A 12752-nucleotide genomic window follows, 5' to 3' on the forward strand; every position below is an offset into this window, starting at 1 on the left:
CTGAGAGCGGGGCACGCAGACAAGAGGGTCCTCCAGGAACCTGGGAGGTGCTGACGACTCCACGTCGAAGTGGCCGGAGGGCAACCGGAAGAAAGCCCAGGCCCGAGGGAGATGGGCGCCCGACTCCCGCGGGAGCGAAGGACGGGTGGCGGTGGTAGCGCGCTGGCGAAGGAAACGAAGCCGGGCGTGAAGGTCGTCAGGAAGTCGGAGTGCCTCGTAGTACCGCTGAAGCAGGGGAACGCACCCGGGCGGACCCTGTGGAGGGAAGGGGGCACCGGAACATGGAACCGAGGGAGGGAAAGATGGCGGGGACACCGAGCCCTACAACCGTCTCAACGAAACTCCAACGGATAGCGACGCTGGCGAGCAGCTCATCCAGCGCAGGGTGCGAGAAGGGGTGTCACCGACTCGCAGCGAAACCATGAGCCGAGGAGCCGGATGCGGGAATTCTGCACGTCCGGATCTGTGGGGGGCCGGGGTGGGCAACTGCCCCGGTCTACCCGACAGCTGACGACTCGTAGCTCAGGCCGTGGTCCGAACCCTGGTCACTTCCATCTTGTGTGCTTTACCGGTTCGGCGGGCCGCTCCCCTCTTCTTCTCAGACAGGGCAGGGCGATCAGTTACTTTCAGCTTCGAGCCGCTTCAGTAGCTCGCGCACCTGATTCAGGGTGAAGTGATGCGCCCCGAGCGCCTCGCCCAGCTTGTCCCCGAGGGTGAAGGAGAAGCCGCGCGCGTGAAACAGCCCCCGTCGGATTTCTTTGAGCTCGTCGAGGCGTAAGGGGAGGGAGAACAGGAGCGGGAGCTTCGCGGCGAGCGCGTCGAGGTCACGCGCGTCCAGCTCGTTCGCGCTGGCATCGCGGATGACGCGCCAGCCATCTTCGAGCGATGGGCAGAGCTCCACCTGCGTCCATGCGGGTGGTGGCGTACCCACTTCCTCTATCCGTGCTCGCACCCAAGCCGGGTCGTCGTCTTCGTCGGCTGGCACGCGCAGGTCTACACCGAGCGACTCGAGCTGCTCCGCCTCCTGGGGCGAGGCGACGCCGTGTACATGAATAACGAGCCCGCGTTTCATCTAGCGTTCACCTCCTCCGCTGCCAGCACGGAGCTCCTCGAGGGTGTTCTGCGCCGCGGCATTGGTGGCGGCCGCCTGGAGCATCCTGGGACTGCCCCCGGCAGGTGCGAGCCTGACCCCGGCGCGAGCGCCACCCCAGGGCGCAGGGTGTTGAGGCTTACGCCGCTACAGCCAAGAGACTCGGGGCCCCTGCCGCGCCCCTCATGAGAGGGCGGCCTGGACAGGCATGCCCAAGGAGGCTGCGTGGCCTCTCCTCCGGCTTGTCCATCAAGCAGGCGGCGCGTCAGCGCTTCAGCTTGTAGCGCAGCCAGACCAGGTCTCCCTTGCGCTTCTCGATGGAGACCAGCTTGAGGTGGCGAGCTGGACCCTTGCCCTCGCGCACGTCGAAGAGTGACGGCGTGCCGATGGCTCCGTCCGCGACGGGCACCAACAACACGCTCAACTCGTCGATGAGGTCCTCGGCCAGGAAGGAGCCGTTGATCTTCCCGCCGCCCTCGAGGAGCAGCTTCTTGATGCCCAATTCCTTCCGAAGCTTCTCGAGCACCTTCTTCAGATTCAGCTCCGTCTTGCCTCCGAACAGGTAGGAGACGCCCCTGGCTCGAAGGAAGGCCAGGTAGTCGTCCGAGACCGCCTCGGAGAGGATCGTCACCGCCTGCTCCCCAGTACTGAGGACGTTCGACTTCCAGGTGAGCTTGCCGGAGGGGTCGAGCGCGATGGCGTAGGACTTCGCCTCGCGCCTCGCGATGAAGTCCGTCCTCGGAATCGGCTGCGGCGTCTTGCGTGCCGGGACCTTCGACTTCCCGGCGTAGGGCTCCATGGAGATCCGGCCGACAATCCACGCATCGGCGCCGAAGGTGAGGGCCAGCCGCTCGTACTCCGCCAGCGTGCTGGGCGGAGTCTTCCAGCTCTCGAGGACGATCCGTCCATCGATGGAGGGGACCATGTGGCAGATCACATACGGTCGCTTCGCTCCAGTCATCTGTCAGCTCCTCGTGAGATGTGCTCGCCTTCCTACCCGGAAGTATAGGCGGAATGGGGGCCCTGTTGCCCGGCGGCGAGCGGGTGCAGGGAGGCGGAGGAGGAGAAGGCTCCCCCAAGCGGTGAGTAGGAAGTTTGCGTGGACTGCTGACGCCCAGCGCCCGCGCTCAGCCGGCCCTTCGCGCCCAGGCGCCGAACACCATCTCCCAGAGACAGGTGCCGTTGGCCGCCCGCATCTCCTCGGCGAGCCGCTCGTCGATCGTGTCCAGCGCCAGCGCCTCCTCCGTCGCGACCCCCTTCTCCACGATGCGCCCGCGCATGGCGCGCAGGATGTGGCCAATGGGGTGCGACTGCTCCGGCGTGAGGACGGTGGCTTCGGCGCGGACGCGCTCGACCTTGAACCCGGCCTTCACCAGCACCGGGGCGAGGTGCAGGCCCATGCGCAGGTCCGCGCCCTCGCGCGCGACCGTCTCCCACATCCAGCTGCTCACCCGACGGTGCAGCGGCAGCTCCGGCAGACAGACGGGCATCGCCGTCGAGTCATGCTCCTGCAGGACAATGAGGCCCCCGGGCACCAGCGCGTCGGCGAGCCGCGTGAGGCTGGCCACCGCGTCGGGCTGGTACATCAGCACGCGCCGTCCGAGCACCGCGTCGAACGGACCGTACTCGCCCGGCGGTGAGGCCAGGTCAGCGCACACGAAGTGGACGTTCGTCAGGCCGAGGTCGCGGGCGCGCTGACGTCCCACCTCGAGCGGCGCCGCATCCCGGTCGATGCCCACCACCCGCCCCCGCTCCCCGACGAGCTCCGCCGCCAGGAATGTGACGTTGCCCGATCCACAGCCGATGTCGAGCACGCGCATGCCCTCGCGCACGCCCGCGTCGACGAGCAGCCGACGCGTCCACTCCTCCGCCAGGTTCTTCATGACTCCTCCTGTCCTCGCGTCAGATATCACCCGGCGCTCGCGACTCCTGGAGGATCGACCGGGTGTGGCATCATGTCGCGGCTCGACCGTCTACCCAGACATGCATCCGCCTTTGGCGTCCGCCCATGTCTGACGTTGGCTTCCAGCTCCACCTCGTCCGTTCGGCCGCGACCTGGCGGACACGGCGCGGCTGTTCGAGGTTTTGGACGGGTCCCCGATGATACTGGTTACATTCTCCGGATGGATTCAAGAGCGGCTCGGACCCACCCAGGAGAAGGCGTACCAGACGCCCCCCGCTGCCTGGTAAAAAGCAGCGGCCTTCTTCGCGAAGGAGGGCTCGACGTGAAGTTCGAGCTGATTGACGCGCGGAAGGCCCTCTTCCCGGTGAACTTCATGTGCGAGCAACTGGGAGTGTCGCGCTCGGGCTACTCATCTCCAGTCCACTGGCGGCGTGCCCTCTTCTTCGGACAACGGGTGGAACAGCTACCCGTCCGATCAGCTCGACCGGAACGGCTACCCGATCGACTGGACCGCCTGACGCTCATCAAGGTGCTGACGCCGCCCACGGGCTCATTCGACACCCGCGACGCGAAGGTGACGTGCACCTGGAAGGGAACCGCGACCGTGAATGCGCGCGAGGTGGCGTCTGTCACCAAGGAATGGCCGCGGTTACGCGCCTGGAGCGCAGGTGACCAGCGCCGAAGGGGCTACTGCGCGCCCGCCACCACGCCGTTGAGCGTGAAGGCGTAGGTGCCCTCCTTGCCCGACTCGACGTTGACGGTGAAGGGGATGGCCGGGGTGACGTTGATGCTCGTCACGCCCATGGGGCCCTCGAAGGAGAGGGTGTAGGCGCCCGGGAAGAGGAACTTGAAGTTGACCTCGAAGACGCCGTCCTCGTTGGTGTCCGCCAGGGCGACCACCGTGCGGGTGCCGTCCGAGTTGGTCAGCACGGCGTTGAAGTCGGCCAGGGTGAGCTGCTCGCCGTTGACGGTCGGCAGCGTGGTGCCGTCGGCCAGGGTCAGCGTGACGGCGGCGCTGCCCGTCAGGGTGATATCCGCGCCCTTGATGACCGGGTGCATGACCCACTTGCGCATGTTGCCCGCGTCGTGGCCGAAGCTCTGCGACACGTCGAAGTCCACCACGAGCACCTTCTGCTCGCCCGTCACCTCGAGCTTGTCGCCGTCCAGCTTCACCTTCAGGCCGGAGCTGCCGAGGCTCGGCGCCTGCAGATCGCCGTCCACCTGGGCGCCGTCGGGCAGGCCCTCGTAGTTGGGCGAGGTGGCGTAGATGCTGGTGGTGCCGTCACCGTTGTCCACCCGCACATAGGCGCCGCTGACGACGAAGCGCAGCTCGCCGTAAGTGCCCTCGGGGACGACGGCGTCCTGCACCAGCGTCGCGGTGTCGTTGGCCAGCGTGAGCAGATCGGTGGTGACCTTCTTGTCGCTCAGTACCAGCTTGCCACCCTCACCCTGGAGGTAGACCTGGTCGATGGTGACGACGGCCTCCTTGAAGTCGCCAGGGGCGTCCTTGAGCAGCACGGTGAGCTTGCTGTTGCCGCTGCCACACCCCAGCAGGGGCAGCAGCATGACGGCCACGAGCGCAGTCAGTCGGGAGATGAGATGAGTCTTCATTTGGGGTACTCCAAGCTGAGGACGGGTCCGGCCCAACCCGTCGGGGACTCTCGGGCTCCAACACCCGGCCCGAGATGCTGCGACCACGGCCCCGGACACACCTCCAGGCCAGTGGCGAGGTTGATTCAACCCGCTGCATCTCCTTCATTCCAGCGACAGCGAGGCGCGCGGGCTTCACCCCAGGCGAGACCGCCCTCCGCACGAGAAGCCCTCACTTTGGGCCCCATCATTCCTACCATCCGGTGAAGTTGAATGATTGCGCGGCCACTGCCTGGGACGAATGCAGCGGGACATTGCCCGGAATCAGGGTTGCAGGGGCAGAAGACGACATCGAAGTCCTCGACGTTGCAGGCGGCCATCGGCCCCGCGTCATCGCCGGACCAGGCGTAGGCCCGCGGGCACGCCGCGTCGAAGTACCTGGCCACGGCGCTGTTGGGGTTGTCGCGCTCTAGCCCGAGGCCATGCCCCCGTTGCCAGCGAAGACCACCGCCGTGGTGCACCGGTTGATGAAGAGCAGGGTGGTCTTTCCATCACCCGCGACGGCACGGCCCAGGCTCTGGGTCTGCGTTCCCAACTGCGCCTGCGTTTCCACGTCGGCCACATCCTCCTGCCCGGCGCATCCAACGAGAGACAGACTCGAAACCAGTGCGAGCCCAGACTTCTTCATGGCGATCTCCTACCGGGAGGCACATCCCTGAGAAGGTATGGAAATCTTATAAATCAGCTCTCAGGATTCAAGAAGAAAAACCAGTAATGTTGACTATCCAAGTAAATCAGGTGGTTTTGATTTTACGATGCGGCTGTCCGCTGTTCGTGCTCCGAGCGTGCGGGAGTGTTCAGGGCTGGATCATTCCGAAAAAGGTGTCAGACGACTCGTAGGCGCGACATGGAGATCGGGAGGTGTCAGATCGGCTGAAAGCACTCACCGACCTGCTCAGGCCGTGGTCCGAACCCTGGTCACTTCTATCTTGTGTGCTTTACCGGTTCGACAGGCCGCTCCCCTCTTCTTCTCAGACAGGGCAGGGCGATCAGTTACTTTCAGCTTCGAGCCGCTTCAGTAGCTCGCGCACCTGATTCAGGGTGAAGTGATGCGCCCCGAGCGCCTCGCCCAGCTTGTCCCCGAGGGTGAAGGAGAAGCCCCGCGCGTGAAACAGCCCCCGTCGGATTTCTTTGAGCTCGTCGAGGCGTAAGGGGAGGGAGAACAGGAGCGGGAGCTTCGCGGCGAGCGCGTCGAGGTCACGCGCGTCCAGCTCGTCCTCGCTGGCATCGCGGATGACGCGCCAGCCATCTTCGAGCGATGGGCAGAGCTCCACCTGCGTCCATGCGGGTGGTGGCGTACCCACTTCCTCTATCCGTGCTCGCACCCAAGCCGGGTCGTCGTCTTCGTCGGCTGGCACGCGCACGAGTGCCCACTCGATGCTGGCCCGCGCGAGCGCCTGGCGCCAGGTCTGTGGCACCTCTGTCCCCCACGGGACCTGCACCACCTGGACGCCCATCCTCCGCGCCGCCTGGGGCTCCAGCAGCGAAGCCTCGCCGAGCAACTCCACGCACAGCCGAGCTCGCTTGAGGCACGCCGCGATCGCGTGTGCGTCGTCCCTGGCGATGACCCTACCCGTCGTGCGCTCGCCCACGACGACACCTATCAGGTCTACACCGAGCGACTCGAGCTGCTCCGCCTCCTCGGGCGAGGCGACGCCGTGTACATGAATAACGAGCCCGCGCTTCATCTAGCGTCCACCTCTTCCGCTGCCAGCACGGAGCTCATCGAGAGTGTTCTGCGCCTCGGCATTGGCGGCGGCTGCCTGAATCATCCTGGGACTGCCCCCGGCAGGTGCGAGCCTGACCCCGGCGCGAGCGCCACCCCAGGGCGCAGGGTGTTGAGGCTTACGCCGCCACAGTCAAGAGACCTGATGCCCCTGCCGCGCCCCTCATGGGAAGGCGGCCTGGGCAGTCATGCCCAAGGAGGCTGCGTGGCCTCTCCACCGGCCCGGCTCACAGCTCGGCCGGCACCCGTCAGCGGCCCTCCGCGGCCCCTCTGCACCAGCCCTCCCCCTCAACACGTCCTCTATCCTGCCTATACGCCAACGGATTTGGTCCAAATTTGGTCCGACAAGAACCGATTTGGTCCCCCAAGGCGAGCTGAGCCTCCTCCTCGGGAGGCGGCTCGGCTCAGAGCGGCGGGCAACCTTTATTGGAGGTGGCGGGAAGCGAACCCGCCGCTCGGCGGCCTCCGGCAAAGAGGTACGGCACTGCCAGAGCGGGCCTGTTTCGCCCGCCCCCCTCCGCGCGCTCCGGCGCCTACAGCAGCTTGTCGAGCGTGATGGGCAACTCGCGTACGCGCTTGCCCGTCGCGTGGAAGATGGCGTTGGCGATGGCCGCCGCCACTCCGACGATTCCAATCTCTCCCAGGCCCTTGGCGCCCAGAGGGTTGACGATCGTGTCTTCCTCGTCGACGAAGATGACGTCGATGTCGTGCACGTCGGCGTTCACCGGCACGTGGTACTCGGCGAGGTCGTGGTTCATGAAGCGACCGAGCTTCTGGTCCAGCAACGTCTCCTCCTCCAGCGCCATGCCGATGCCCCAAACGATGCCGCCGATGATCTGACTGCGCGCCGTCTTGGGATTGAGCACGCGTCCACCAGCGATGGCACTCACCACGCGGGTGACCTTCACCACGCCCAGGTCCTCGTCCACCTTCACCTCGGCGAACACGGCGGAGTGTGTGGCGCGCGTGTATTGCAACTGCTTGGGATTGGGCAGCCCCAGGGCCTGCTCCTCCACGTGGAGTACTCCCGCGTGGCGCATGGCCTCGGTGAGGGACACCGCGCGCGATGCATCGGACTTGAGCCGGATGTGGCCCCCGCTGAACGTCACCTCGTCCAGCTCCGCCTTGGCCAGCGGCGAGTGGTGCACCTTGCGCGCGAACGCGAACACCTGCTCGCGCACCTTCTCGCAGACCTCCTTCACCGCCGTGCCCACCGAGGACACCGTCCACGAGCCGCCCTCGATGGGAGACTTGGGCAGCGAGGAGTCACCCAGCTTGAAGGTCACCTTGTCCAGGGGCAGGCCGAGCGTCTCCGCGGCGATCTGCGTCATGACCGTATAGGTGCCGGTGCCGATGTCCGCGGTGGCGCTGCTCACCGTGAGCGTGCCATCGATGCTCAGCACCGCCTTGGCGGCGGCCTGTTGCTGCATGGCCTCCCAGATGCCCGTGGCCACGCCCCAGCCGATGAGCTGCTTGCCCTCGCGCATCGAGCGCGGCGCGGGGCTCCGCTTGCCCCAGCCAAAGCGCTCGGCGCCCTGGTAGTAGCACGCCTTGAGCTCCTTGCTGGAGAAGGGCTTGTCCTGGTTCTGATCCCTCTCCGCGTAGTTCTTGAACCGCAGCTCGAGCGGATCCACACCGGCCTTGTACGCGAGCTCGTCCATGGCGCACTCGAGCGCGTAGACGCCGAGCACCGCGCCGGGAGCGCGCATGTCGATGGGCGTGTACTGGTCCAGCGGGGCCACCTTGTAGTCGAGCCGCACGTTGTCGCACTGGTAGAGCAGGCCCGACCAGTTGACGACGACCTCGCAGTAGTCCTCGAAGCGCGACGTCTCGCTGAGCGTTTCGTGGATGATGGACAGGAGCGTGCCGTCCGGGGCCGCGCCGAGCGCCACGTGCTGGTGCGTCTCGGGGCGGTGGCCGAAGGTGAACATCTGCTGGCGCGTGAGCGTCACGCGCACCGAGCGCTTGAGCTCGCGCGCCGCCATGACGGCGAGGAACAACTGGTATTGCGGCCGCAGCCCCGAGCCGAACGCACCGCCGACGAAGGGCGCGCGCACGCGCACCTGATCCTTGTCGAGCTTGAAGACGCGCGAGACGTAGTCGTAGCTGTTCTGCACGCCTTGAATCTTGTCGTAGATGCTGAGCGTGCCGTCGTCCTCGTGGATGACGGTGGAGACGTGGGTCTCCATGGGGTTGTGGTGCTCGACGGGCGTGGAGTACTCGGCGTCCACCTGGATGGGAGCGCTCTTGAAGGCCTTGTCCGGGTTGCCCCGGGGCTTGGGTGGGGGCTGGTAGCCGCCCTTGCCGGGGGCCGGCGAGTGGGCCTTGTGTCGCTGCGCGGCGAGGTCCGTCTCGTGCTCCTTGGTCTTGTACTCCACGCGGATGAGGGAGGCGGCGTGGCGGGCGAGCTCGAAGGTCTCGGCGACGACGAGCGCGATGGGCTGGCCGCTGTAGACGATGTCCGCGCCATCCAGCGGCCGGAAGGGAGAGCCGGCGGGGGCGTCCTCGTCCTTGTAGTTGCGGTCGAACCAGGCGGTGCTCGGCCGGTTCTCGTGGGTGAAGACGTGCAGCACGCCCGGCAGCGCGAGCGCCGCGCTGGCGTCGATCTTCTTGATGTGGCCCCGGGCGATGGTGCTCGACAGGACATGGCCGTAGGTGAGGCCCGGGACGTTGAACTCCCCGGCGTACTTCGCCTGGCCGGTCACCTTGAGCGGCCCATCCACGCGGCTGATGGGTTGTCCGAGCAGGGAGGAGGGCGTCGTCATGAGGAGTGCTCCAATCCGGCGGCCTGGGAGAGGGCACGCACGATGGCGCGCCGGGCCAGTTCGATCTTGAAGGTGTTGTGACCAAAGCCTCGCGCGCCCTGGAGCAGCGCGTCCGCCACGGGCTGGAAGTTCTCCGGCGTGGCGGGCTTGTCCTGGAGCAGGGCCTCGGCGCTGGGGACTCGCCAGGGTTTGTGGGCCACGCCGCCGAGCGCGATGCGGGCCTCGCGGATGGTGCCGCCGTCCAGCTCGAGCGCGGCGGCGACGGACACGAGCGCGAAGGCATAGGACTGGCGATCGCGCAGCTTCAGGTAGGTACAGTGCGAGGCGAAGCCCTGGGGAGGCAGCTCCACGGCGGTGATGAGCTCACCGGGCTCGAGGTTGGAGTCGCGCTCGGGCGTGTCGCCGGGCAGCCGGTGGAAGTCGGCGAAGGCGAGGGTGCGCTCGCCCCGGGGCCCGGTGACGTGCACGGTGGCGGCGAGCGCCGCGAGCGCCACGCACATGTCCGAGGGGTGGGTGGCGATGCACTGGTCGCTGGTGCCGAGGATGGCGTGGATGCGGTTGATGCCCTCGCGCGCGCCGCAGCCGCTGCCGGGCTCGCGTTTGTTGCAGGGCGTGCCCGGGTCGTAGAAGTAGTAGCAGCGCGTGCGCTGCAGGAGGTTGCCGCCCGTGGTGGCCATGTTGCGCAACTGCGCCGAGGCGCCCGCGAGGATGGCCCGGGCGAGCAGTGGATAGCGCCGCTCCACCTGCGGGTGGTAGGCGGTGTCCGCGTTGGTCACGAGCGCGCCGATGCGCAGGCCGCCCTCCTTGGTCTCCTCGATGGTGTCGAGCGGCAGGCGCGACAGGCCGATGAGCCGCTCGGGGCGCATGACGTTGGCCTTGAGCAGGTCCACGAGGTTGGTGCCGCCGGCGATGAACCGGGCCGAGGGCGTCTGGCTCGCCGCGCTCACGGCCCCGGCGATGGTGTCCGCGCGTTCGTAGGAGAAGCGGTTCATGGCGTCTGGCCTCCGTTGCCCTGGCGCCGCGCCTGATCGATGGCGGCGAGGATGTTGGGATAGGCGCCGCAGCGGCAGAGGTTGCCGCTCATGAGCTCGCGGATGTCGTCGAGGTTCTGGGCGCGGCCCTCGCGCAGCAGCCCCACCGCGGAGCAGATCTGCCCCGGGGTGCAGTAGCCGCACTGGAAGGCATCCTTCTCGACGAAGGCGGCCTGGACGGGGTGCAGCGTCCCGCCCGAGGCGAGCCCCTCGATGGTGGTGACCTCCGCGCCGTCCTGGGTGACGGCGAGGGAGAGACAGGAGTTGATGCGCTTGCCATTGACGAGCACGGTGCAGGCGCCGCACTGGCCGTGGTCACAGCCCTTCTTGGTGCCGGTCAGATCGAGCGTGTCGCGCAGCAGATCGAGCAGGGTGGTCCACGGGGCGACGTCCAGTTGCTTGGGCGCGCCGTTGACCCGGAGGGTGATGGGGTGGGGGGAGGGGGCTGTCGTGGGCGGCCGGCCGGCGCCCGGATCTCCAGCGGAGGAACTCATAGGGAACACGCTCCTGGGTTGAGCACAGCGGGCGTGCAATCTCCGTCGGGCCATGCGGGCGGGCGCGGGTTTCCCCCGGGAATGAGTGGCTCTATCGGGTAGTCGATAAGAGGCGCGGCGCGTGGAACCGCGATGTGTGGACTAGCGAAAAACCGGCCGCTCGAGACGCCTCGTTGGAGGGCGGCCGGACGTGCCTTGCCCTCGTGGGGCGCCTTGGCGAGCCCTCATGCGATGAATGGGTGGCGTTCTTAATTTGAGGGTATGCGTCGCCGGACGAGCCTCGTGCTCCTCAACGCCTTCTCGCTCTGTCGCCTGCCGCTGGCGGCCGCCTTCGTACTGTGGGAGGCGTCGCTCTTGCGCGTGGGGCTGGTGATGGCCGCGGCCCTGTCGGACTTCCTGGACGGGTGGATCGCCCGGCGCAAGCACCTGGAGTCGTATTGGGGCGCGCTCATCGATCCGCTCGCGGACCGCGGCTTCGTGATGGTGGCGCTGCTGACGTACGTGCTGGAGGGCAAGCTGTCGTTGGCGGCGTTCTGCGTGCTCGTGGTGCGCGACATGGCGACGGGGCTGGGCTTCCTCGTGGCCCGGGTGGTGCCGAGGCTCAGGCCGGTGAAGTTCCAGGCGCGGATGCTGGGCAAGGTGGTGACGACGCTCCAGCTCGGGGCGCTGCTCGCCGTGCTGGTGGTGCCGGTGCTCGTGCCGCTGCTGGTGGTGGCGGTGGGCCTGACGGCGATCGCCTCGGTGGTGGACTACACGGCGTTCATGTGGCGGTCGGCGGCACGTCATGCCGCCGGGGCCGAGCACCTGCCCGAGTCCTCGCGTCAGCGCGTGGCCTAGGGCAGGCGGGCCTCATTCGAACGCCGAGGGGCGGCAGCCCCACTGGGTCAAGTCCTCGGAGACGGTGGCGCACATCCATCCCTCGCCGCACGAGTCGAGCTGCTTGGGGTCGCACTGACGGAAGCAGGCGCTGGTGGTGCCGCCCGCCCATCCGCACACGTGTCCCGCGCCACAGCTTCCGGGACGGAAGGGCTCACACTCGCGGGCACACCAGAACGAGCCCCGGCCGCGTCCCCCGTCCATGAGACAGCGCTCGCCTTGCGCGCAGGGCGTCTCCGGACAGGTGCCCGTCACCCGGGCCAGACACCGGTTGCCGCCATTCGGCAGGCGTTTGCATTGCTCACCCGGGGCACAGCCGAGCTGTTCGCAGTCGGGGACGCAGCCCGGACCATCCGCGTCGTCCGTGCAGGTGTGGCCCCGGGGGCAGCTCGTGGGCTCGCCGAGCTGACAGGGCTGGGTACAGACCTGGTTGAGACAACGCAGGCCCTCGCGGCAGGCTCCGGAGCGGGAGATGTAGTCGGGATCGCAGCTCTCGCCCACGTCGCGCTCGCCCACGGGCATGCACCGGCGGATGGCGGCGTTGCTGGTGCCCGTCTTGAGCTCACGGCAGGTGGTGCCGGGAAAGCAGTGCGCGTCTTCCTCGCACTCGGACGCCATGCATTCCAGGCGGCGTGTCTCGCGGTTGATGAGGCAGCCTTGATCCTGGGGGCAGTCCGCGCTGCTCTGGCAGCTTCCGCACTTGAACACGTCACCTTCCCAATGGCAGCGCGTGGCGGCGGCGGGCAGCCCATCGGACGAGATGTCCTTGGCGGCCGGTGGCAGGATCGAGGCGTCCACCGAGGCGCTCGAGGAGGCACGGGTGAGCAGGTGTTCGGAGGGAGGGGGCGCGGTGGACCAGGAGGTGGAAGGGGGCGCCGTGGACCGTGGCGCCACCGCTTCCCGCGAGGTGTCCTGGGGAAGCGGTGGAGCGGGCGGGAGGACGTGACGGGCGGAAGGCATGCCCGTGACGGCCGACTCGCAGGGCTCATCGAGGAACTCACCGACTGCATCCGGGATGGAGGGGGTGAGCCAGAGCAGGAGCCCCAGCCCGAGTATCATCACCGCCGATACCCTCCAACCCGCATGGGAATGGTCACGCCGCATGCGCACGTTCTCCCGGCGTTGGGATCAGCAGTACTCGGAGCAATAGACGTAGCTGCCGTCCGCGTCACATCCACATGCGAAGACCCGAATGCATCTGGGTTGCGCGGATGCTC

The 12752-nt window shown here is 67.6% G+C and carries 11 protein-coding genes and 1 pseudogene; 2 read left to right on the plus strand and 10 right to left on the minus strand.

Annotation, left to right across the window (positions count from 1 at the left end):
* Positions 1-616: 616 nt before the first annotated feature.
* The 3 genes from D187_RS18345 to D187_RS18355 all read right to left on the minus strand — a co-directional run bounded on the left by D187_RS18345 (position 617) and on the right by D187_RS18355 (position 2973).
* Positions 617-1072 carry an SWIB-MDM2 domain-containing protein gene (locus D187_RS18345; protein ID WP_020918117.1) on the minus strand — a complete coding sequence of 152 codons (456 nt, stop codon included), beginning with the start codon at positions 1070-1072 and terminating at the stop codon, positions 617-619.
* Between the two features lie 283 nt (positions 1073-1355).
* On the minus strand, positions 1356-2051 hold the full coding sequence (locus D187_RS18350) for a RibD family protein (protein WP_020918118.1): 696 nt from the start codon (positions 2049-2051) through the stop codon (positions 1356-1358).
* A 166-nt stretch (positions 2052-2217) separates the two neighbouring features.
* On the minus strand, positions 2218-2973 hold the full coding sequence (locus tag D187_RS18355) for a methyltransferase domain-containing protein (RefSeq protein WP_002632687.1): 756 nt from the start codon (positions 2971-2973) through the stop codon (positions 2218-2220).
* A gap of 300 nt (positions 2974-3273) precedes the next feature.
* Here D187_RS18355 and D187_RS55245 point away from each other — a divergent pair.
* Positions 3274-3402, plus strand: a pseudogene (locus D187_RS55245) (IS3 family transposase); the annotation flags it as partial.
* A 278-nt stretch (positions 3403-3680) separates the two neighbouring features.
* On the opposite strand, the gene D187_RS18365 reads toward D187_RS55245, so the two are convergent.
* The 6 genes from D187_RS18365 to D187_RS18390 all read right to left on the minus strand — a co-directional run bounded on the left by D187_RS18365 (position 3681) and on the right by D187_RS18390 (position 10659).
* Positions 3681-4604, minus strand: a complete 924-nt coding sequence (locus D187_RS18365) for a DUF4382 domain-containing protein (RefSeq protein ID WP_002632685.1) — start codon at positions 4602-4604, stop codon at positions 3681-3683.
* A gap of 448 nt (positions 4605-5052) precedes the next feature.
* On the minus strand, positions 5053-5271 hold the full coding sequence (locus D187_RS18370) for a hypothetical protein (RefSeq protein WP_002632684.1): 219 nt from the start codon (positions 5269-5271) through the stop codon (positions 5053-5055).
* A 361-nt stretch (positions 5272-5632) separates the two neighbouring features.
* Positions 5633-6331 (minus strand): hypothetical protein, encoded by a 699-nt coding sequence (locus D187_RS18375; protein ID WP_020918119.1) that lies wholly within the window; start codon positions 6329-6331, stop codon positions 5633-5635.
* 571 nt (positions 6332-6902) lie between these two features.
* Entirely contained in the window at positions 6903-9134 is a 2232-nt protein-coding gene (locus tag D187_RS18380; RefSeq protein ID WP_002621866.1) for a xanthine dehydrogenase family protein molybdopterin-binding subunit, read from the minus strand.
* A complete protein-coding gene (locus tag D187_RS18385) occupies positions 9131-10126 on the minus strand; it encodes an FAD binding domain-containing protein (RefSeq protein ID WP_002621867.1) in 996 nt (331 codons plus the stop codon). Before D187_RS18385 ends, D187_RS18380 begins: the two co-directional genes overlap by 4 nt.
* Positions 10123-10659, minus strand: coding sequence for a (2Fe-2S)-binding protein (locus D187_RS18390; protein WP_002621868.1), 537 nt, complete (start codon positions 10657-10659; stop codon positions 10123-10125). Before D187_RS18390 ends, D187_RS18385 begins: the two co-directional genes overlap by 4 nt.
* 261 nt (positions 10660-10920) lie before the next feature.
* Here D187_RS18390 and D187_RS18395 point away from each other — a divergent pair, with 261 nt between their 5' ends.
* Positions 10921-11496: a CDP-alcohol phosphatidyltransferase family protein gene (locus D187_RS18395; RefSeq protein WP_155893425.1), complete on the plus strand. Its 576-nt coding sequence runs from the start codon at positions 10921-10923 to the stop codon at positions 11494-11496.
* Between the two features lie 12 nt (positions 11497-11508).
* On the opposite strand, the gene D187_RS18400 is transcribed toward D187_RS18395, so the two are convergent.
* Positions 11509-12639: a hypothetical protein gene (locus D187_RS18400; RefSeq protein WP_155893426.1), complete on the minus strand. Its 1131-nt coding sequence runs from the start codon at positions 12637-12639 to the stop codon at positions 11509-11511.
* Positions 12640-12752 lie beyond the last annotated feature (113 nt).

Origin of the sequence: Cystobacter fuscus DSM 2262, assembly GCF_000335475.2 — a bacterium.
Lineage (GTDB): Bacteria > Myxococcota > Myxococcia > Myxococcales > Myxococcaceae > Cystobacter > Cystobacter fuscus.